The sequence below is a fragment of the Paenibacillus sp. JT31N7 genome, from assembly GCF_059692095.1.
This window is the reverse complement of record NZ_JCAUAT010000001.1, coordinates 584,764-606,894: the sequence shown is the minus strand read 5'-3', so window position 1 is coordinate 606,894 and position 22,131 is coordinate 584,764. Positions and strand designations below refer to the sequence as shown.

General features: G+C 49.4%; 19 protein-coding genes. 17 read left to right on the top strand and 2 right to left on the bottom strand.

Going from position 1 to position 22,131, the window contains the following annotated elements:
- Positions 1 to 21: 21 nt before the first annotated feature.
- From AC58P5_RS02710 to ybiA, 4 genes are all read left to right on the top strand, one after another.
- A complete protein-coding gene (locus AC58P5_RS02710) occupies positions 22 to 603 on the top strand; it encodes a VanZ family protein (protein WP_497384416.1) in 582 nt (193 codons plus the stop codon).
- A 279-nt stretch (positions 604 to 882) separates the two neighbouring features.
- The gene (locus AC58P5_RS02705) at positions 883 to 1,467 is read left to right on the top strand and encodes a YdeI/OmpD-associated family protein (RefSeq protein WP_497384414.1); all 585 of its coding nucleotides are present in this window, start codon (positions 883 to 885) and stop codon (positions 1,465 to 1,467) included.
- Positions 1,468 to 1,729: 262 nt separating this feature from the next.
- Positions 1,730 to 2,620 (top strand): NUDIX hydrolase, encoded by an 891-nt coding sequence (locus AC58P5_RS02700; RefSeq protein ID WP_497384413.1) that lies wholly within the window; start codon positions 1,730 to 1,732, stop codon positions 2,618 to 2,620.
- A complete protein-coding gene (ybiA, locus tag AC58P5_RS02695) occupies positions 2,617 to 3,183 on the top strand; it encodes a riboflavin biosynthesis intermediates N-glycosidase (protein ID WP_497384412.1) in 567 nt (188 codons plus the stop codon). Before AC58P5_RS02700 ends, ybiA begins: the two co-directional genes overlap by 4 nt.
- Positions 3,184 to 3,378: 195 nt before the next feature.
- Here the strand turns inward: ybiA and AC58P5_RS02690 are convergent, their stop codons facing one another.
- A complete protein-coding gene (locus AC58P5_RS02690) occupies positions 3,379 to 3,924 on the bottom strand; it encodes a DUF6022 family protein (RefSeq protein ID WP_497384411.1) in 546 nt (181 codons plus the stop codon).
- Positions 3,925 to 4,290: 366 nt separating this feature from the next.
- On the opposite strand from AC58P5_RS02690, the gene AC58P5_RS02685 reads away from it, so the two are divergent.
- From AC58P5_RS02685 to AC58P5_RS02665, 5 genes are all read left to right on the top strand, one after another.
- Positions 4,291 to 4,944, top strand: a complete 654-nt coding sequence (locus tag AC58P5_RS02685) for a TetR/AcrR family transcriptional regulator (protein WP_497384410.1) — start codon at positions 4,291 to 4,293, stop codon at positions 4,942 to 4,944.
- Positions 4,945 to 4,991: 47 nt separating this feature from the next.
- Positions 4,992 to 5,609, top strand: coding sequence for an NAD(P)H-dependent oxidoreductase (locus AC58P5_RS02680; RefSeq protein WP_497384409.1), 618 nt, complete (start codon positions 4,992 to 4,994; stop codon positions 5,607 to 5,609).
- Between the two features lie 124 nt (positions 5,610 to 5,733).
- On the top strand, positions 5,734 to 6,795 hold the full coding sequence (locus AC58P5_RS02675; RefSeq protein ID WP_497384408.1) for a suppressor of fused domain protein: 1,062 nt from the start codon (positions 5,734 to 5,736) through the stop codon (positions 6,793 to 6,795).
- A gap of 179 nt (positions 6,796 to 6,974) precedes the next feature.
- The gene (locus tag AC58P5_RS02670; RefSeq protein ID WP_497384407.1) at positions 6,975 to 8,159 is read left to right on the top strand and encodes an ROK family transcriptional regulator; all 1,185 of its coding nucleotides are present in this window, start codon (positions 6,975 to 6,977) and stop codon (positions 8,157 to 8,159) included.
- Positions 8,160 to 8,175: 16 nt separating this feature from the next.
- Entirely contained in the window at positions 8,176 to 8,520 is a 345-nt protein-coding gene (locus AC58P5_RS02665; RefSeq protein ID WP_497384406.1) for a serine hydrolase, read from the top strand.
- A gap of 287 nt (positions 8,521 to 8,807) precedes the next feature.
- On the opposite strand, the gene AC58P5_RS02660 is transcribed toward AC58P5_RS02665, so the two are convergent.
- Positions 8,808 to 9,233, bottom strand: a complete 426-nt coding sequence (locus AC58P5_RS02660) for a DUF4259 domain-containing protein (RefSeq protein ID WP_497384405.1) — start codon at positions 9,231 to 9,233, stop codon at positions 8,808 to 8,810.
- Positions 9,234 to 10,003: 770 nt separating this feature from the next.
- On the opposite strand from AC58P5_RS02660, the gene AC58P5_RS02655 reads away from it, so the two are divergent.
- The 8 genes from AC58P5_RS02655 to AC58P5_RS02620 are packed head-to-tail and all read left to right on the top strand — an operon-like array spanning position 10,004 to position 22,109.
- Positions 10,004 to 11,260, top strand: a complete 1,257-nt coding sequence (locus AC58P5_RS02655; protein ID WP_497384404.1) for a DegT/DnrJ/EryC1/StrS aminotransferase family protein — start codon at positions 10,004 to 10,006, stop codon at positions 11,258 to 11,260.
- A gap of 29 nt (positions 11,261 to 11,289) precedes the next feature.
- Positions 11,290 to 12,042, top strand: a complete 753-nt coding sequence (locus AC58P5_RS02650; RefSeq protein ID WP_497384403.1) for an SPASM domain-containing protein — start codon at positions 11,290 to 11,292, stop codon at positions 12,040 to 12,042.
- 18 nt (positions 12,043 to 12,060) lie between these two features.
- Positions 12,061 to 13,299, top strand: coding sequence for a glycosyltransferase (locus AC58P5_RS02645; protein WP_497384402.1), 1,239 nt, complete (start codon positions 12,061 to 12,063; stop codon positions 13,297 to 13,299).
- Positions 13,289 to 15,106 (top strand): Neamine phosphoribosyltransferase, encoded by a 1,818-nt coding sequence (locus AC58P5_RS02640; protein WP_497384401.1) that lies wholly within the window; start codon positions 13,289 to 13,291, stop codon positions 15,104 to 15,106. Before AC58P5_RS02645 ends, AC58P5_RS02640 begins: the two co-directional genes overlap by 11 nt.
- Positions 15,107 to 15,152: 46 nt before the next feature.
- Positions 15,153 to 18,830, top strand: a complete 3,678-nt coding sequence (locus tag AC58P5_RS02635) for a hypothetical protein (RefSeq protein ID WP_497384400.1) — start codon at positions 15,153 to 15,155, stop codon at positions 18,828 to 18,830.
- A gap of 41 nt (positions 18,831 to 18,871) precedes the next feature.
- A complete protein-coding gene (locus tag AC58P5_RS02630; protein WP_497384398.1) occupies positions 18,872 to 20,170 on the top strand; it encodes an aminotransferase class III-fold pyridoxal phosphate-dependent enzyme in 1,299 nt (432 codons plus the stop codon).
- Positions 20,171 to 20,172: 2 nt separating this feature from the next.
- Positions 20,173 to 21,285, top strand: coding sequence for a 2-deoxy-scyllo-inosose synthase (locus tag AC58P5_RS02625; RefSeq protein ID WP_497384397.1), 1,113 nt, complete (start codon positions 20,173 to 20,175; stop codon positions 21,283 to 21,285).
- Positions 21,282 to 22,109 carry a PIG-L deacetylase family protein gene (locus AC58P5_RS02620; protein WP_497384395.1) on the top strand — a complete coding sequence of 276 codons (828 nt, stop codon included), beginning with the start codon at positions 21,282 to 21,284 and terminating at the stop codon, positions 22,107 to 22,109. Before AC58P5_RS02625 ends, AC58P5_RS02620 begins: the two co-directional genes overlap by 4 nt.
- The last annotated feature ends 22 nt before the right edge of the window (positions 22,110 to 22,131 follow it).

Below are 22,131 nucleotides of genomic sequence, written 5' to 3'. Positions count from 1 at the left end.
TATCAAGGAAACCTGCGAAAAATGACATTTCTCTTGTTAGGCTTCTACACCGGTTTGACTCTTTATTTCTTATATATCGGATTTAACCGCAGCTCTCACATCGTAGACCGGGGCATGCGCTACAACTTGATTCCGCAAGCAATTCCGCTGCATTATCCGATGGGCAGAGAGTTTCGAAGCTGGTTTTTCGAATTCGGCAACTTTGCTGCTTTTGTCCCTTTCGGGCTGCTCATTCCGCTTTTGTTCCGCTGCAAATTTGTCCCGTTTATTCTGTGCTTCCTGGTGTCGATTACGCTTCTCGAAACTTTGCAAATGATTACCCGCTTGGGCGCTTTCGATATCAACGACATTGTGATTAATACACTAGGGGCCGCCGTAGGCTTTTGGGCGCAGCGCTTAGTCCCCGGCAGCCGCGACAATTTGCAGGGCATCGTCCGGCTTGTTTTGATCACGATCATACTTTCGGCCGGTACGGTTGCCGCTGTCGGAGGAATGAATTATTCGCTGGAAAAAGGTAGCCGCAGCTACCTTTACCCGCCGCAGGAGCTTCCGGCACGCAGTGTGGTGCTGCATAACGGTATTCAGCCGCAAAGCGCTGATTAAGCCGCCTCTCTGGTATCCGGTATTCGCTGCCGGAGAAGAGTACAAGAATTCCGAAGCTGAACAGTAACGGTGCGACGATCAATTAAGGGAATCAATCGGCGGTTCTTTGAAGTTGCGCACTGCTTGGGAAACAAATTGGTGCTCAAGCGTAATGATCGCGGTATCGGATTCGATTGGGGCAGGGATGAAGGAAGCTTGACCCGCATTGAATCATGCCCTTCCTTGACGTATAGTTGAATTATCTTACAGAACTATTCATGGCAGGAGGAAGCGGAATCCATGAGCAAGAAAGCCCCCGAATTGCCGGTTCTTTGCTTTGAGGATCAAGCGGCGTTTGAGATTTGGCTCGAAAGCAATCATGCAGCATCGCCCGGAATCCTTTTACAAATCGCGAAAAAACATGCTCCGCTTGTAACGGTTTCTTATCAGGAAGCCCTCGAAAGCGCGCTGTGTTACGGATGGATCGACAGCCAGAAGAAAACTTTCGACGACCGGTCGTGGCTTCAAAGGTTTACGCCGCGCGGGGCCGGGAGCATTTGGTCCAAGGTGAATAAAGATAAGGCGGAACAGCTTATCGCGGGCTCGAGAATGAAGCCGGCGGGCCTCAAGGCGATTGAAGACGCCAAACGGAGCGGTCAGTGGGACAAGGCATACGAACCGCAAAGAAGCGGTACCGTACCGGAGGATTTTGCCGCCCGGCTGGAGCTTAATGCACGTGCAAAAGCGTTTTACGACACGTTAAACAAGCAGAATAAGTATGCGATCCACTTTAGAATCCAGAATGTCAAAAAAGAGGAAACCCGGGAAAAACGCATCCGTCAGTTTATAGAGATGCTGGAAAAAGGCGAGAAAATTTATCCCTGATAGGGGCCGGCTGTTACAAAATAAGGACCGGTTGGAAATTGCGGAAGATATCGAAAACCGCCTGATCGCCATCATTCATAAAAGCCGGTGAGTAAATCGACAATCAGCAGCGGAAGACTGAGGGAAATCAGTCTTCTTTTTTTGCGTTGCTTTCCCGGGACTGGAGATCGTGAGAATTCCTAGTTGACAAAATAAATCATATTCTGTATGTTGATAGTAACAAAATGATAATAAGTAATTGATACGAACAGGTGGATATGATATGAAAAGAGACCGCAACGGGCTGACGGAGGAGCAATTCCTTGCACAATACCGTGCAGGGGATTACGTGCGTCCTTCGGTTGCAGCAGATATGGTGATCTTCACGGTGGCCGATACCGCGGAGTTCAACTACCGCAAGCTTCCGAAGAAAAAATTGCGGGTTCTGCTCATTCGGCGGGGAGAGCACCCCTTCCTCGGTAAATGGGCGCTGCCCGGAGGATTCGTGCGGCCGGGAGAAACGACGGAAGAGACTGCGCGAAGGGAACTCCGGGAAGAGACATCTGTGGATAACGTGTATCTGGAACAGCTCTATACCTTCAGCGAGCCTGATCGCGACCCCCGGACTTGGGTTATGAGCTGTGCTTATATGGCCTTGATCGATAGTTCCAAGGTGAAGATAGAAGCAGGGGACGACGCGGCGGAAGCCGCCTGGTTCGATGTAACCTGCCGGCTTCTTAACGAAGAGAAGCAGCGCCTGGAGCACGGTTACAGCGTGACAAGGAGATACGAACTGAAGCTGGCCGGTGTGCGTGAGACGTTAACGGCTGTTGTGGAGCGCAGAAAACAATCGACGGAAGATTCTTCGGTTGTTGAATACGCCATTGCCTCAAACGCAGGGCTTGCTTTCGACCATGCCAAAATAATCGGCTGTGCCATAGAACGGCTGCGCGGTAAGCTCAATGATACCGATATCGCCCTGCATCTGCTGCCGAAGCTTTTCACGTTAACGGAGCTGCAGCAGGTATACGAGGTTATATTGGACAGAGAACTGCTAAAGGCGGCCTTCCGCCGCAAAACGGCTCCTCTTGTCAAAGAGACCGATCAATATACGGAGAATGCCGGGCACCGTCCTTCCCGGCTGTACCGGAGAAATTGGGAGGGATTGGAATGAACTATACCATTGAAGAACTGCGGAAGGCCTATCAAGCGGGGGAGAAAAGAAAATTTCTTTTTTTCTGGGGACATACGCCACCGGCCGACGGCAGCATAAATTCGAGCTGCTTCAGCCAGTGGTGGGGCTCTAGTTTTATCGTGAACGGCGAGCCTTACAGCTGCACGGAGCAGTATATGATGGCCGAGAAAGCGCGGCTTTTCGGGGACGATAAGATGCTCAAAGCGATTATGAACGCCAGGCATCCTAAAGAGATGAAAGCGTTCGGACGCGCGGTCGGATCTTTCGATGCCAATGTGTGGGAAAGCCGCTGCTACGATATCGTGAAGAAGGGGAACCTTGCCAAGTTCCGGCAAAACCCGGAGCTATGGAGCTATCTGAAATCGACGAAAAACCGTATTCTGGTCGAAGCGAGTCCGGTTGACCGGGTTTGGGGAATCGGGATGGCGAAGGACAATCCCGACGCGGATAACCCGATGAAATGGCGGGGGAGAAACCTGCTTGGTTTTGCACTCACTGAGGTGAGAGACTCTCTTCTGCAAGAAGAAGCCGGGCAAAACTGAAAGGGGAGTTTGACTCGGCTGTTTTGCTGACATTGGTTATGAAGATCTCCAGCCAGCCGATGAGAGAAGCGCAGATCCTGAGCCTGTGAGTCTTCGTTAACCAATGATCGGCTAAAACCGTACCGGATATCCGGTACGGTTTTTTTTGCTTCACCAGGTGCCGAAGGCTGAGCCTGCGCTGGTTTATCCGCTTTTTTACTGCTCCAAACCGCGCAGATAATTCTCATACTCGACGCTGAATTCGAGCGCTTGCTTGAATTCGGCGGATAAGCCGGACAAGGCTTCCACGATGTCCTGTTGATTCGTCTCGGTAAGAGCGATAATTCCCGGCTCGCGGGGAATACGAAACCGGGTATGGTCGTGGTAGGTAATGGTGACAATCGTTCCGACAGGCGAGCCATCGGTTGTATGAAGAGTACTCCACATCCAGCGCTCCTGATCGCTTAGGTCCGGATTCCGGCCCCATTCGCGGGAAAGGTCGAAATTACCCGGCAGGCGGGGTTCCGGCCGCAGTCCGGCTTCATTAAGCTGACGGTGCACGGGCAGGAGGAGCAGGTTCAAGTAGGTTCCGTAAGCCGGATCTCCCGCTTCCGCGTAAGCTTTAAGCAGTCGGTCGTTCTCTTTAACCAGAATCTCCTGCCAGTTCTCGCGGACATGAGATTCAATAAAGGCGGCCACGGCCTCAATCTTGCTTTCCGGCTGTTCTTTCAAGAAATCGTTTAATGCTTTGGTTGTAGGCATATGAGGTGTAATCTCCCTTCCATTAACCATTTTATGGAATACAATTTCATCTTACAACATGTATGCAAATGATAAGCTTGCCTCAAAAAAGTAGGCGGCTACAGCCGGTTCAGGCGGAAAACTTTAGCAAGTGCTTTAAGCGGGTACATGATTAGGCGGAGGGACTGAAATTCATATCGGAAAGTCTGCTTTCCGTGAAATAACCGCCCCACATCCGGGATAGACGGCATACACCTGATAACCGGCGGCCGCGATGAGGGGGTGCCGGGTTCTACTTGTCGCAAGACGGGGACACCGGTTGACAGAACCGCATTATATTATCTATAATTGCTTGGATTTTAAAGACGGAACTAAGGGTGAAACGGCATGTCTCCACGTACTAAAGAACAAAACGAAGCGATCCGGAAACAGCGCAAACAAGAAGTGCTGCAGGCGGCTATATTGGTCTATGTCGACAAAGGGTACGCGGCGGCCGAAATGGGAGATATAGCGGATCGGGCGGGACTCGCTCACGGTCTCGTTTATTATTATTTCAAAAACAAGAAAGCGTTGTTCCGCGAGCTTTACGAAACCATGATGGAAGAGTCCAAACGCTTTACGAACTCTTATTTTGAGCAAGAGGGGTCCGTGTTGGAACGGTTCGAGAGTTATGCCCGGATTGTTTGCGAACGGGTTAGGGTTAATCCCGAGATCCCGCGTTTTTACATGCGGATTGGTTTAGACGTGCATCATTTGTATACGCCGGAGGAATTTTCTCCGTTTTCGTGGATGCAGAGCTTTTTGCAGGAGATGACTCAGGCCATTGAAAAAGGGATCGGAGAAGGCGCGATTCGGCAGGGGAATCCCGATCTCATGGCGAGGCAGTTCTGGGGAGCGGTATCGGAGGGGATGAATTACTTGGATCAAGCGCAGCAGGAATGGATAGCAAACGGAATTCCGGAGACGGAAAAGAAAGAACAATGGCACATGGCATTGGACCAGGTGGTGGAGTCGTCCGTTTCCATGTTAAGGCCCCGCTAATTTTTTTTACTTTTAATATTGACTTATAAATCAATCAAAAATAAGATGTGGTAAAGGAGAGTGATGTTTTTCTGAAAACGTTAGTCGTTGTGGCTCATCCGAATTTGCAGCAGTCCCGCGTCAACAAAAGATGGGTGGAAGAATTGAAGAAACATTCCGGCGAGGTAACCGTGCATGACCTGTATGCCTCGTATCCGGAGAAGGCACTGGATATCGGGCGGGAGCAGGTTTTACTGGCGGAATGTGAACGCCTCGTGCTGCAGTTTCCGCTTCAATGGTACAGCACACCGCCGCTCCTGAAGCAGTGGCTGGATGAAGTGTTTACAACGGCGTGGCTGTTCGGTCCCGGCGGAAAAGCCGTTGCGGGCAAAGAACTCCTGCTCGCCGTTTCCATCGGGGGTGCGGAGGAGACTTATCAGGCAGGCGGGTTGATCGGGTACACGATCAGTGAATTGACCCGCCCTCTGCAAGCTTTTGCCAATCAGATCGGCATGACGATGCTTCCGCATTTCAAATTTCACGGTGCGAATCAGGCGGCCGACGAACAGATCGAGAGCAGCGCCGAACGGTACGTCCGGCATATTTTGACTCCCGAGCTCGATCCCCGGATCGCACGGCAGAGAATGATCAGCGAAATGAAACAAAAGATGCAGGCCTCCCTGTAAAAAGCAAAGCCGATGTTCCTCAGAAGGGGAACTTCGGCTTATGTGACGTTCGGATTCCGGGAGAGTATAATGGGAGTGGTTTGTACCAAACAGACACATGGTGAGAAATCGGGAGGAATCGGACATGAGCACAGAACCGAATACGGCGGGCTGGGACGCCATTGACAAGGAATTCGTGAAGCTTTACGGGGATCAGGAGCCGAAACATTACGGAACGCTTATCTCCTATGCGCTGGGAGGACCCGATCCGCTGGATGGAATCAGCGCGTACAAAGCGGACGAGCCTGCTCCGCATTGGCATTTCGTAACGTTCGGATTTTCGGAACTTTACGATAAGGAATCCGACAACCCGGAAGAAAGCGGCTACGGATTCGAATTGACGTTTCGGCTGGCCCGGGAGGCGGATGAGGAAGAACCCCCGGCTTGGGCACTCAACCTGCTGCAAAATATGGGGAGGTACATATTCAATAGCGGCAATATTTTTCAGTCGGGTGATTACATGGACGCCAACGGTCCGATCTGCCTCGGTTCCGATACCCGGCTGACCGCTCTGGCTTTTATTCAAGATCCGGAGCTTCCTGCCGCCGATACGCCTAACGGGCGGGTACAATTTATCCAGATGGTCGGAATTACGAAAGATGAGCTGGAAGCCATGCAAACCTGGAATACGCTTGGTATGCTTTCCGCTTGTTTGCCCTATATGCCGCAGTACATAACGAATATATCGCGGGATTCTCTGCTTAAAATGGAGGCCGTTTCCGAAGCCGCGGAGAAAGGAATGCGGGAGGATGGTTCCAATACCGGTTTTTTGTATGTGGATCAGCTCGCTTGGGAGCCGGGCAAAAAAGGCTGGCTGAGCAAAACTCCCGCAGCGCTTACGCTGGGGGCCAAACAAGCCGGCATTATCGGCAAACTGCTGCAAGGGCGGATCTTGAAAGGAAAAGATCTCACCCTCGTGGGACCGGAAATCCGCGTGATCTTTAAAGCGGGAGAAAAGCCGGAGTGTGCTGCCGGAGAAGACGAGGTCAGGATCATTCTCGATGAGAAGGCTGCCGGCGAGCTGAGCAGAGGCTTAGTGCCTAAAGAGAGCGTGCTTGAGATTCCTTCCCTGCAGGGAGCGCTCATCCGTATCGTGAAAACAAACATTAAGAACAGCGAAGGAAACGTAGTGGAAGTTATCGGTTGACTGCGGGAAATATAACTTAGTGCCGGAGACGCATCTTACTCACCTCGTAATCCGCCTCGTATACCGCGACGGAGCACGGGGTTTCTTTTCATCTTAAGCATATCGGGTTTGTTGATATTATGCGGCGGCGGCGCTATTATTAAAGTGTCCTTATTAATTCGGAAAGGAATTCACCTGCCATGAAGGTTGTTAAAGGCAATTTGCAGCTGATGAAAAAAATAAACTGCTCGCTCCTTCTGGACATGCTGCTGCGTGAAGGAAGTTTGTCACGGGCGGAACTTGCCCAGCGGTCCAAGCTAAGCGCAACGACGGTTTCGTCGCTGGTCGATGAACTGATCCGGCACGGGCTTGTCGTGGAAGTCGGCGAAAAATCTTCGCCGGGCGCCGGCCGGAGAGCCATCGCTTTGGAAATCAGCCGGGACAAAGGGTACATTATTTCGGTCCGGCTCGGGAATAACCGTTTAGGCGCGGCACTAGTTAATTTCCGCAGCGAAATTGTCTATGAATTTCACCGGGCGGTTTGCGAGGGCAACGACCAGGTGCTGCAATTCATCAAGGATGCCGTTAACCGGCTGCTGGAATCCGGTGTGGTGAAGGACGAGCAGGAGATCAAGGGAATCGTCGTCTCGACGCCCGGCATAATCGATGACCTCGGAGAAACGATCATCAAATCGACGCGGCTTAAAATCAGTAAGCTTCAAGTGAAAAAGCTTCTCCGGCGCGAGTTCGATTACCCGGTCCTCGTCGTTAACGGCGTTAAAGCGGCCGCCTTCGCCGAAACGGGCAGCGGCGCCAAAAGATCGGACAATCTCGCCTTCCTCTCTCTGGATGCCGGTATCGGGATGGGGCTCGTTATCGACGGTAAAGTTTACAATGGCTATAAAGGCGCGGCCGGTGAGATCGGTCACATTCTGGTCGATCCGGAAGGTCCGCCTTGCGAGTGCGGTCAAATCGGATGCATCGAAACGGTCTTAACGGAGACGTCGATCCTGCTGAAGGCGCAAAATCTCGCCCGCCAACAAAACGCCGGGCGCATTCCGCAATCGTTCGACGAATTGCTTGACTGGTATGAAGAGGGAGAGGCTCTGGCCGAGGAAGTGATGGGACGGACCTGTTATCTGTTCGTTCATACGCTGCTTTCTTTCGTTATCGGATTCATCAGCCCCGAGACGGTCGTTTTGCACGGATGGATGAACCGCTCGGAGAAGTTTATGAACGAGCTGAAGAGGAGGCTCCTGCAGTTTCCGTTCCCGATACCGTTCGAAGAAAGCCGGCTCGTTCCCGCCACATACGGGGAAAATAACTTCATTATCGGGGCTTCCACTCTGATGCTGCATAAAGTGTTTGAAGATTATATCGGCTAGACCTATAAAAGTGCCCATGCCGCCCCGGATCGGCCTGATAGCCGATTTAATTCCGGATTTGTCCGCGAGTCCTTTTGCCAGGCAGACGACCCTGCTTCAATTGGTTACTCATACGGCAGGACTTGGGACGGTACCGGGGAATTTTAAAGCGGCCGTTCAAGACCGCATGAATCCGTATGCCGGTTATTCGGAGTCACAATTAACGGAAGCGGTCATGTCGGAGACTCCGAAGACCAAAGGAAGACACCGTTATTCCAATTACGGATTCGGACTGCTCACAGGATTAACGGACTATATCGAAGGAAGATCAGGGCCTGAAAGCCGGGCCTTTTTTGTGCGGAAAAATCAAATGTCCCGGTAATCGACCCTGTCATTCGACAAGAAGAATTATGGCGAATTTTGCAAACGTTCCGATTGTTTATGATCACCTCAGGCGTTCTCTTGGGAATGTCATTGGAAAATCAAACGCTAGTATAGAGTACATAATAGGCAAAATTATCATAGAGTTCTATTATTGCCACCAACCGGTCGGGGGTCTATCATACCAGTTCGTTGACAACAACAGCAGAAAATAGCGGAAATCCGCTAAAAAAACGCCGGAACCTTATCATCGGATAGCGGCGCTTGTGGTCTCGTTCAATCATCCTTCTACCGTTCTTTGGCAAGTCGTGCATCCAATTTCTCCATCAACTGCCGCACATGCGTCCGCCATTCATCCCAACTTGGCGTTTCCTGCCACAGCTCCGCCAGATCCCGTTCGCCGCCCCCATCCTCAATGTCATTCCAAATAACCTTCAGATGCTGCAGCAAAGCGTCAAGCGCGGCATGATCGGCCGTGAACGCTCGTACTTGCTTCAAGGAGCGTTCTTCGTAATCCCAACCGCCATTCTCCTGAAATTCGATATACAGCTCCGCAAGGCCCAGCGCTGTTTCGTCATAGAGGAAATCATCCGCTCTGAGCTTCACCATCAACTCAGACAAATCCACCGTCTCACAAGGAAGCAGTTCCTCTATCGCTGACAATAGATCCAACCCTGCATCACTTTCCAACGCTTTGATTCCCCATGCTCCCATTCGATATCCTCCTGTCACTGTCGTTCTCTTTCATTATATGGAGCGTGTCCAATGCGCGTCAAAAGTTACCGGGACTCCTTTAATGGCAACACCCTGCACTAATTCAATTATCGGGTACGATAGTTCAATTGAAATAGTTCGCCGTAGTTGCTAACATGGATGGAATTAAGCATAGCTTAACAAAGCTTTATATCACTAAATACCCCCAAATAATTTGATTGGGGGTATTTTTGTGTCAATTAATTCATTGGGGGCTATCACGTAGCATCGTTGGAGATAGTATGGTGTCAATGGAAAGTTTCTTGTCTGAAAAATGAACCGTTACAACGGGATTTCATAGTTTTGAGGCGCTGCCTATAATGCGTTGAGACTATAAGCCAGCAAATATTTCGGCGTATATTGTCATAAAATGCCGACAACGATGCCGACAAGCGTTAGGTACAAAGGATGGGCAGGATGATTGAGCGATTGAAAGCTCAGACCTATTCATTGTGACTCAAGCCTCATTTCCCGTAAAAGGAGAAACGGATACACGATTTATGCGTAGAAGCAAAAGATGATAAAAAAACCAAATATAGGTAAAATGAATATATTTATGGTTTATATCTCGTTTATTTTACCTCTAAAACAAAATTAAAAACCATTTAATTACCAAAAATGGTAGTTGACATTTAATTATGGTAATTATAGGATGTAATTGTATCCATATATAACAGAATATGGCAACTACAGTCGATTAATAGACTTTATTTGTCCAAAGGAGAGTTATCATGACCATTCAAATTGTCCAGTGGCCAGAATGGCCTCAACACTCCGATCGTACCCGCCAGAAAATTGAAGAAGTGTTTCAGTCGAACAGATGGGCGATAAGCGGATATTGGACGGGGGAGGAAAGCATGGAACGGAAATTCGCAAACGCTTTTGCGGATTTCAACGGGGTTCCCTACTGTGTGCCGACGACGAGTGGCTCCACCGCTTTAATGCTTGCGCTCGAAGCACTCGGAATAGGCGAAGGCGACGAAGTTATTGTTCCCAGCCTGACTTGGATTGCAACCGCTACCGCCGTTTTAAACGTGAATGCTCTTCCTGTTTTTGTGGATGTCGAGGCGGATACCTACTGTATCGATCCTCAATTGATAAAGTCGGCTATTACAGATAAAACGAAAGCCATTATCCCTGTCCATCTGTTCGGAAGCATGGCGAATATGGATGAAATAAGCAGAATTGCACAAGAACACAACCTCTTCGTGATTGAAGATTGCGCGCAAAGCCACGGTTCCGTTTGGAACAACCAGCGTGCAGGAACGATAGGAGATATCGGGGCGTTCAGCTGCCAGCAGGGCAAGGTGTTAACGGCCGGAGAAGGGGGGATTATCGTGACGAAAAATCCCCGTCTTTTTGAACTCATCCAACAATTGAGAGCGGATTCCAGGGTTTATTGCGATAATTCCTCCGAGTTGATGCACGGTGACATGCAGCTGGTCAAAAAAGGAGAAATTCAAGGCTCTAACTATTGCTTGTCCGAATTTCAATCGGCCATTCTTCTGGATCAACTGCAGGAGCTGGATGACAAAAACGCGATCCGGGAAAAGAACGCCATGTTCTTAAACGAGGCGTTAAGCAAAATTGATGGAATCAAGGTGATGAAGCGTCCTCCTCAAGTCAGCAGACAAACTTATTACGGGTATGTATTCCGGTTCGATCCGGTGAAATTCGGCGGGATGAATGCGGATCAGTTCTGCGAAATTCTTCGGGATAAGCTCAATATGGGGACGTTTTACCTGCATCCGCCGTACCTCCCCGTCCACAAAAATCCCCTATTCTGTCCCTGGACTAAGAACCGTTATCCGAAGGCGGTTCGTAAGACAGAAGCTTATTGGAGAGGGCTGCACTACCCTGTGTCCGAACAAGCTTCCGAGCAATCCATCGTTATCCACCATGCTATTTTATTGGCTGAACCCTCACATCTGTCGCTTCTGGTCGATGCCGTAGCCGAACTTGCCCGAAAATTTTGCGTGACTCATTAACGAAGGATGATTAGCGAGGAGGAATTGGGATGGATAAGCTGTTTTCGATGATCGAAGTAGAAGTGAATTCTCAATGCAACCGCACGTGCTGGTATTGCCCCAATAGTGTTTCCACGCGCAAAGAAAACGGAGAGATGGACCCCGGGCTGTACAAAACGCTGATGGAACAGTTAAGTTCGCTGGATTTTTCGGGTCGTATTTCATTTCATTTTTACGGGGAGCCGCTTTTATGCAAAAATCTCGATTTGTTTGTGGGCATGACAACGGAATATATTCCTAGAGCGAGGCCCATTATTTACACAAACGGGGATTTTCTTACCGAAAAACGGCTGCAGACTTTGACGGAACTAGGTATTCAAAAATTTATTGTGACCCAGCATGCCGGAGCCAAACACAAATTCAGAGGCGTATACGACCAACTGGCGGGAGCGGACAAAGAAAAAGTGGTCTATCTCGATCATTCGGAGCTGATTCTGTCCAATCGCGGTGGGATTCTGGATAACATACCCCAGGCTTCGAAAGCCAACATGTCGTGCATGGTGCCATCCAATCTGGCCGTTGTTACCGTTTTGGGGAATGTGCTGCCATGCTTTGAAGATTTCAATCAGAAGATGGTTATGGGCAATATCAGCGAACATCATATTTCGGATATTTGGAACAATGACAAATTTACGTCCTTCCGGAAAATGTTAAAAGAAGGGCATCGAGGCAAATCGGATTTGTGCAAAAATTGCAACAATGTCAGCGTGCAAACCGAAGAACAATACGATTATGTGCTGTAACGAAGAGGGGGTGTACGTTTGAATATTTTGCGGCTTACCCCTCATTACTACTTTGAGACTACCGAATGGCCAAGCCGGTTTGATCCGATGGGCGGCATGCAGGTGCAAATTACGAATTTGACGGAATGGCTTGCCGACCAAGGAGTCAGGCAGGATGTCCTTACAACTGGCATTCCCGGTATCCCCAGAACATTAAAGCTCCGGGACCGGTTGACCGTCCATTCCGTTCGTTTTATGACGCTGCCGTTTAAGTCCAGCCAAACGGGAACGGTGTTTCTCGATCAGAGCTGGTTCATGGGCGCTGTCAAATGGATCGTTCTGAACGGGAAGAAGAAGAACTACGATGCGATTCATGTCCATGCAAGCGGAGTGGTGTGGCCGTTACTTGCCGGAATGTTCGCTCAGAAATATTTAAAGAAGCCTTTGATTTTAACGATTCATTGCAGCCGGATGTTTACGTACAAGCCCATGAACAAGTGGGATCAATTCGTTCACGGTTTTGTTAAATCCGTGGAATTAAAGAGCATCGAACTCAGTCATAAAGCCGTCGTTCTTACAGATAAGAGACTGGATAGCTACAACCGTCTCCTTGCGGATTCGTCGAAAATGACCGCGATCAGCGACTGCATCGGGTCGAATCATCTCAGTCATTCTATCGATTGTCCTTTTTGCAACCGGTTAAAGAGCGAACTTCTCGGCAAAAAAACGGTTTTGTTTCTAGGCAGAATCGCACACGAAAAAGGCTGGGCTACTTTTGTAAGCGTTGCAAAAGAGCTTGCAAACAAAATCGACGATTTGCAATTTATCGTATGCGGGGACGGTCCTCAGCGCGAGGCGATGGAAGAACAAATTAAAGCGGCCAATTTGCAGAACCAATTCCGCATAACCGGTTTTATTTCACATAAATTTGTTTCCTGTTATCTGCACCATGCCCAGCTGTTCCTGCTGCCCTCCCATCATGAGGAATTCGGCGGAAGTCTGATTGAAGCCGCCATTGCCGGAGTTCCGATCATTTCGACCAATAACGGTGGTCCCGCCGATATTTTCACTCACGGAGAAACCGCGATTTTAACGGATCCGAGCGACGTAAAAGGAATCGCCGACGAGGCTTATAAAATATTGACGAACGACACGGTGGCCGAGTCCCTCAGGCTGCATTCCAGACCCGAGGTGGTCAGTAAATTTTTGCCTCACTGCGTGTATCCGAATTATTTGAATTTGTATTCTTCAAAAGAGGCTGCCGTCCATGAAGGATAATCCGATCTCTTTGTTTCACGAGTTGGAAAGCTACGTCAGAGGAAGCAAGGACCGTCTTCATCGTTACATGTACGCCTGTATCTTGGAGCAGCGATTGGCGGATTTGCTTTTGCTGAGCCGGTGCGGCGTACATTCTGAAGACAGGGATCGACTGGCTGTCCGACTGGCTTCTCAGCGCAGCCTTTGCGTGCAGGCTGCTTCCGATATTGCGGAAGGTACGCAGGAGGCGTGGGGGAGTACACTGGCATGGCCGGACTATAAGGTTGCAACATCCTCCGTTACGCAGAAAAGACCGGAGCTGCTCTCTTTAATCAGAGTGATGCAGGAGCTTCGAACCCCGGAATGCTCCGGGTATGATTTGTGCGATCTGGAGGTATGCTCCGAAGATGCTCTGCACTGGTTGAGAGACCGCGCCGATCCGTCTTCACCGCCTGTACTCATCGGCGTTCGAACCGGAGGCGCTTTCTACGCTCCGTTCTGGTCAGCGGCTTTGAAGCAGAGATGGGGAAATGAGGCCCTTTATTGCACAGTTCGTGCCCTGCGGAAGCCTACCGATCCGGGTGCGTCGTTGTATTTGCCCGAGGAACTCTCAATGCTGCCGGCAACAATAACGCCGGATACGGATATCGTGATCCTCGAAGATCAGCCGCATACAGGCGGGACTGTTCTGGAGCTTGCCAGAAGACTTCGCGTCATGTATCGGTTGAGCAAGCCCGTCTGGGTCTCGTCTCCGGGCCGGTTGTTTAAAATCGAGAACAACCGGCTTGCGAAATTGACCGATCGTGTCCCTCTGAATGCGGCGAATAAAAAGCGCGTATGGCAGATGCTCGGAAATTCGGACGAGCTGGCAGAGTTTCTTCGGCCGAAGCTGGGTTTATCCGACGCGCGTCCGGCGGATTTGGAAGTGGTCCCTTATAAAAAATCCGTGCCTCATTGGAATGACCCGATGTATCGCCATGAAGCTCCCTTTCGGATTAATCCGAAGAAAACACCGTTTTACGTCCAGCGAAAAAGCACGAATGAGCCGGTCATCTTCGCAAAATTTATAGGGAAAGACCTTTTCGGTGACTTTCAATTTCATCAGCTGAAAAAGTTTGAAAAGTATTTCCCTGATGTTTTAGCGTATCTGGACGGTTATGTGATGACGAAATATGAACCGGGATTGCGGGAAATGAGAGAAATGTTCGCCACCATGCTTTCGACCGTGAGCGGTGATATATGCGATAACGTTTCCGGTTACTGGAAGACGCTGCTTGAGACGTGTCAAGTAAGCGGAGGTCATTCCGTTCATCCTTTAGCCGATCATTGGCATGCTCATCTTGGGGAGATGGAGGACCTCATCGGGAGAAAGCTGCCCTATGACATGGACTGGTTCGAACGCAGTTTGCAAACCGAATGGACCTTGTCCCCTCATGTTTACACGTCGCTGCCTTACGCAAACGGACACGGGCACTGGAGAGTGGGGCTTTCATCCGGTCAACGTTTGAAAGCGTACCGCTTTCACATCGACTCAACCTGGGGAGGCACTTCAAACATCGAGGTGGAGCTGGCTTCGTTTCTTTTAGAAAACAGGGTAAGGCCCGATGACGTCCGTCTGCTGGTAAACCGGGTGAATAAAGAAACGGAATCCTTAACCGTTCGAGCGGTTACCGATGCCCTGCCGATCGCTTGCGTTCTGCAAATCACGAACCTTTTAAAACAGGCCAAAGGGGAAAGCCGCTTTTCGAAAGAGCTGATTTTGAAGGAAACGATGCAATCATTCGAGTATCTTCAGGCCATGAAGCCGAAGCTTTCGGATGTAAAATAAATGTCACGGTCGAACGAAACCATGTCCATGCTTGAGGAGGCTTTGTATGAATAGCTTCGGAATAAAGTGCGAGAGATTGATGGAGCTGCGGAACAATGAAACGTTTACAGCGCATATTCCCCCTCTCTATCCAATCGATCCTAAACTAGCCGTTGAATTCCTGGAACACTACAGCGGAACCGAGGAGGAATTACCGGGTCGGTTAGCCCGGTACATAGAACAAAGCGAACCTTCCTCGTTCGAACAAATTGAAAAGGTTTGCGGGGACCTGCCATGGATAATCAGGAGTTCCGGGGAAGAAGACTTGAACGAAACAACGAATGCCGGCGCTTATCTCAGTTTAGTTTGCGAGCACAGGGATAACTTTTACGAGGTGCTGGCGCAGGTCATGCTGAGCGGAAGCACGGAGCACGCCAGGAATCAGAATCGGCTTTTCGTGGACCGGCATCTGCACGATCATGAACCTATTCCCGTTTTTGTCCAGCCGTTGGTTCAATCGGAGCATGCGGGCCATCCCGTTCCGTACGATGCAACCCCCTATGTCAGGGGAGAGGATTTGCTGACGATCATCGGTCTGCTTAAAAACCTGCACGGCACGATGCCGAATTATGCGCTTGATTGTGAATGGGTGGGGGACACGGATTTCGGAACGATTTCCATGACAAGTTTAACAGAACTTGCAGACGGGAACCTCACCGGGCAGATAGCATTCGGATTCGATCTTTTTTCAACGCAGCATGTGAAAGCGAATAATAGTGTCCGGTATCTGCTGCCGAACGAAGATTTGAATTTGTGGCAGGGTCATATTTTTCAGGAAGTGAACATGCAAAGCTTGTTTCTGGTGCAGACAAGACCGGCCAAGAACTACCGCTTGTTCCAGCATGTCTACGAACTGTCGGATTCCTCCACAAAGGCATTGGAAAAGGACTCCGCCCTTTGTCTGGATGCCAAAGAGTTCATCTCGCAGGGCGGCAAGCCGTTCTTCGGCAAATTTATTAAGGCGGTCACCTTGAACGAGGCCTGGAACGCCTATCTTCAGTACACGAGCAAGGACAATAAAGAGGACATCGCCGCCATCCTGGTGGAATTCGGTACGAGAACGGAACATGCCGGAATTATGTTTAACCAGGTCGGAATCCCGGTCATTCGTATCGAGATAACGCTTATACCCGAAAGTATGAATTATATCGTTCTCGATCCGTTTTCCCTGCAGTGCCGTTTGTACAGCCATAATAAAGAAGTCAAGACATTGGAATACGAGACCCGGGAAATTATTCCCCTTCCGGATAACTGTATTCTTGTTCAAGATATGGAAGGGAAGAAGCAGCTCTCGGAAGCTAAGGCGGTATCGTCGGATGAGTACTTTAACGGGGTGTTAAACAAGCCCTTCTTCTCGGAAAAGACTAAACAGCATTTGGCAGCAAACAGTGCTTATCCGGATTACAGCTTCATTATTCACAGAAAAGATGGAGTCCGTTCACCGAGCTATTATGCAAATGCCGCCGATGGGTTGACGGGTGAAACGGTTGACGCGTTTTTAAAAAGCCGTGAGTGGCCGGAAGCATCGATCAATTATTTTCTGGCCCTGTTTCATGCGAAAAACTTGCTCAAAGACAGGAGCATCGCCGCTTATTTCGAGCGGCAGCCGGAAGACTCGAGCCGGTACAAAGAAACGCTCGTGTACTGGAAAGTGCTGCGGATCCATCCTCTGCTGGGCAAGTGCGGCAGCCGGGACCGTGAAACGCTTCTGGAGCGGGTCCGTGCAGAAATGAACGCTAACTCGGGAGCTATCGAATTGCGGCTGGACGTGCTGTTTTTATTTGAACAGTATTTGGACGCCTTGTGCATTTATTCGAAGCAGGAGGAAGAGGCACTGATCCAAAGCTTTATCGGAATTCTTTCTTCGGTTGAGGATGAAGATCTGCCAATCGTTCTGGATCTATCCCGCAACGGGATTTTTAATGCCGGGCACCTGTGCCAATTTTTAAAGCATGCCATAGCAAACCGGGAATTGTTCGATCTCTATCGCAACTATTCTCTAGTCAGCAAAGAGTTTTCGATCATTCCGTACGATTTGAGCGTTATCAGCAGATTTCCGTATTTTAACGAGGTTTTCGTCGATCTGAACAATGAGATGAATAAATACGAGTCGCTCGGCGAGTTAAGCAGCTCAGTTTTTCATACGGTGGTTGAAACGTACGATAAATCGGCCAAAGAAATTCTTTTAAGTGTGATTGATGACGGCAGTCCGTCCTATTATCAAGCGTATATCAGACTGTTGACCGAATGGCTCGGTTTAATCCGGCAGTTCGATAAGAACGAGAAAGTGATTCAAACCTTCCTTGACTGGATACGGCTCCAACAAGACCGGCAAGCGGAAATCGAAGATTACTTCCTGGAAGAAATTCATTGGAAAACGAGAATTGAAGAAGCCGAAACAGGCAAGGCCGGAGATTTGTCGTTAACCAATTTGCATCAGCTGCACAACGTGCTGCACCAGTGGTCGTTACATGTGGTTCCCGCGTCGGAGGGTGCCCATATGCCTCTTTTCGTCCAAGAAATGGTGGCGTTCGCCCAATCTTTTTCCGAACAGGAAAACCGATTGCTGCGGATGCAGAAGGATTTTTTCGAAATCGAGCTGGCGATGTGTACGCACAAGGCAGGGTTTATGTTCTACAAGCACTCCGTTTCGGTCGAATTTAGCGAGCCTCCTTCCGTACATGACGACGAAATCGCGAGATTATCGGCTTTTGCATCCTTTATGAACAAATGCAACGACTGGTTCGAGGCCTATCATTTCCGTACTCATTACGAGAAGGTAGCCGGAACGTGGACCTGTTATATGACTGTAAAATCCAGCGGAGAAGGCGCACTGAAGCAAAGCGATTACAAAACTATTTTTCACATCATCCGGTTTGTTTTAGACAGCTCTTACGATTTTTCGCATAATCCGCTTTCTGCCGTTGAGGATTTGCCCGCTCAATTGAATGAACCGGAATGGAAAGATATTTTTCGGAAGCTGGTAAACTATCGAGTCAATTTCGACGATCAGGGGCAATTTATCAATTTGAAATTGTTCGCCATGTCCACTTTCTTTACGTACCTGTGTCTTTCATCGTCCCTGCGAAGCCGCCTGCTCTCCTTATACCGGGAAGGGTTCGATCGTATGGTCGGGGAGCTTGCCGTACTGGAAGACGGGATGGCGCGCGCCGGTCAATATTCGGAGTGGTTGGAGCATTACGAATCGGCAACCTATATCGCCTTATTGCTTGCTTCCAGTTATCCTCTGGAGACCGTGGACAAGCTAAAGACGCTGCATGACCGGCAGTTGACCTACGATCTTGTGTCCAAAAACTTGCTGAAGCATAAAGATGCCGCGAATAAAGTCATTGAGACGCTGCCGGCCTGGGATAAAGCGCTGCAATCCAGCGTGACAGACAAGCTGCTGCATTATTGTCCGGCCAAATATCTCAAAACCGTTTCTTCCGTTAATGACGTGGCCAAGGAGCTCTGCAAACGGGGCAAGTCGTTTAAACGCGCCAAACAGGTTTTGCTCAACGCTTATGCGGATTCTTTGGATCAAGACATTTTGCAGCAATTAACCGACGATTTGCAGTATGTCCCATATGCCGGAACGGAGGCGCAAAATCAACTGCTGGATACATGGCTTACGGGTCCCGGGAAAAAGAGATATGACATTCAAAAAGAAATTTTGTATATCTGATCTGCCGTGTCGCATGTCATGACTAAGGAGTGAACGATGAAATGAAACAAGAGATTATTGAAAATTCGGAACAATTGCTATCCGTACTCGGTACTTATATCGATTCGCCGGTCGATCCCTTCCGCAATGAAAGAGTGATGTTTTCAAGGGGAAGCGGGGCTTATTTATTCGATTACGACGGCGGCAATTATATCGACCTGATGAACGGGAAAGGGTCTATTATATTGGGGCATAACGATGCGGCCGTCAATGCCGCTTTGCGGAATTTTCTGGAGCAGGATAGGGAGATTGTAACGGGCCCTTCCAAACCGATCATTGAACTGGCCGAACGGATTAAGAAAGACAGCGCTTTGCCGGATGCGAGAGTTTCGTTCTATACGACCGGAACCGCCGCTTGCAGAGCGGCCGTATATGCCGCACGCGATTACAGCGGCAAGAAAATCGTGCTCAGCTCCGGGTATCACGGCTGGGACCCCATGTGGAGACAAAAGGGGACCTTGCTGGAACCAAATGATGACGGTGTGATTGAGTTTTATTTCATCCCGGAGCTGCTGGAACGCGCCTTGAAGGCACACAAGGATCAAGTCGCCCTGGTCATATTTTCGCCGGATTATACGTATTTATCGGCTTCGACGATAGAAAAAATCATATCCGTATGCCGTGCGCACGGTGTCCTGGTTTGCTGCGACGATGTGAAACAAGGCTACCGGCACCGTCAAGGCTCCTCGCTTGAGCTGGTGACGACCGAGAAGGCCGATATGTACGTCTTCTCAAAAGGTTTGTCGAACGGGCACCGGATCTCATGCGTGGTGAGTTCGGACGAAATTATGGCGGAGACCAAGGAACATACGTATACATCCTACTACCAAATGCTGCCGATCTTGTCTTCACTGGAAACGTTGAAAAAGATGGAAAGCAGTAAAGGCTACGATGTGATTCGTTCTTACGGTCAAGCCTTGACCGGGAACTTAAAAGAGCTTTTTGTTCAATCTTCCCTGCCTATCGAAGTGAACGGAAGTTCCATTTTTCAGCTGGTATTCGGCGACGGAGAGTTGGAGGAGGCATTTTACCGGGAAGCCTTCAATCAGGGACTCATTTTATTCGAAGGAGATAATCAATCGCTTTCCCTGTGCATGGACAAAGACGTTCAAACGGACATGATCGGCAGGTTTACGAACGTAACCGACGTCTTATCGGAGCAATTTAAACACCTGCGGGGAAAAGAGGTTTCAACCGAGCAAACGTTCAGGACTGCATGGAACATGATTGACGGGGCATCGGATTTGCTCCCGTATGAGAAACAGCTCAAACTTCTCGATAATTTGATCGGTGGAGGCTAAACATGACGACTAAACAAATTTGTTTTGCGGACCGGTGTTTTAACTTTGCATTCGGCGAACAGGTATTGGAATCGATTGAAGATTATATTCCCCGGGATGAATTCGATCAATATATCGTGATTTCGGATTCGGGTGTACCGGACTCCATTGTTCATCATGCCGCCGAATACTTCGGCAAGCTTGCCCCCGTACATATTCTTCGCTTCCAGGGGGGAGAAGAATATAAAACACTCGCAACCGTGACCAGTCTGCAAGAGCAGGCGATTGCTTTGGGAGCCAACCGCAGGACCGCAATCGTAGCGGTCGGCGGCGGGTTAACCGGGAACGTTGCGGGAGTGGCGGCCGGCATGATGTTTCGCGGGATCGCGCTAATTCACGTTCCCACCACGTTTTTGGCGGCTTCCGACTCCGTTCTTTCGATCAAGCAGGCGGTCAATTTAACGAACGGAAAGAACCTGGTCGGTTTTTATTATCCGCCCCGGTTCGTCTTCGCCGATACCGGAATCTTGTCGGAGTCACCGCCCCGGCAGGTCAAAGCGGGCATGTGCGAGCTGGTAAAAAATATGCTCATTTTGGAAAACGACGACAAGGAATTTACAGAGGACGATTTAAATTCAACTAATGTGTATTCTCCGAAGCAGTTGGAGACGTTTATTAATTTCTGCATATCGGCCAAGATGTCGGTACTAAGCGAAGATATTTATGAGAAAAAGAAGGGCCTGATCTTTGAATACGGCCATACGATCGGGCATGCGATCGAGCTTGCCGAGCAGGGAGGAATCACGCATGGCGAAGCCATTGCAGTCGGCATGATTTACGCCGCTAAAATAGCGAACCGGATGAATCTGCTGTCCGAGCATGATGTGTCCTCGCATTACTGGCTTTTAAATAAAATAGGGGCTTTGCAGGATATCCCGCTTAAATCAGACCCGGAATCCATCTTCCATTATTTAATCCACGATAACAAAAGAGGCTACATTAAGCTGGATGAGGATAATTTGGGCATGATTTTGCTAAGTGGAGTAGGGAAGCCCGCGGTATATAACAAAACCCTGCTTACCCCTGTCAAAAAAACGCTGATAAAAGAAGTGATTAGGGAAGGCCTGTCCGGATGAAGCAGGATAAGCGTGCTTTTATGTTCATTTCGCCTCACTTCGATGATGTCATTTTGTCGTGCGCGTCGACTTTAATGCAAATGGTGAATCAGGGGCACACCTGCAAGGTCTTGACTGTATTCGGGGGCTGCCCGTCCGTTCGCTTCCAACCCAGCGAGATTGTCAGACAGTATGCAGCCGAGGATTTGGGACTGTTCGAAGATGAAATAGAGGGCGAGCACTTGTCCATACTCGTGGCGCGTCGCTTCCAGGAGGATCAGCAGGCATTCCGGCATCTTGCCGGTGTACAGGTTGAAGTACTCTCCTTTCCGGATGCCATTTACAGGGAAAATGCGGGGCAGCCCTATTACCGGACGGAAGAGGACTTATTCGGCATTCCGGATAAACGGGATGAAGAAGACTTCCTGCCCAAAATCGAAAACTATTTGCTGTCCTGCGACCCGGCCCGAAATTATACATGGGTATTTCCCGCCATCTCCCAACATGTCGATCATCGGCTGTTGACTAAAGCCGGGATGAGATTGCTGTCGCAAGGCTATCCGGTTCTCTTCTATTCCGAATTTCCGTACTGGCAGCAGCATAATGAATTTTTACAGGACGGATGGCGGCAATTGGAATTGACAAACAGCGCTTACCTTTCGGTAAAAACAGCCGCTGTATTGGAATACAAAACGCAGCTGCTCGGATTGTTTGGCGAAAATGCGGAAGTGAATATCAGTAACGGCGGAGTGCTTAGCCAAACCGAGCTGTTTTGGATAAAAGAAACGGATACTCCGGTTTGGTCGGTATTCAGGGCGTTAAGTCCAGAACCCCTTCAAACCTGACAAAAATAAAAAGGAGTGCTTC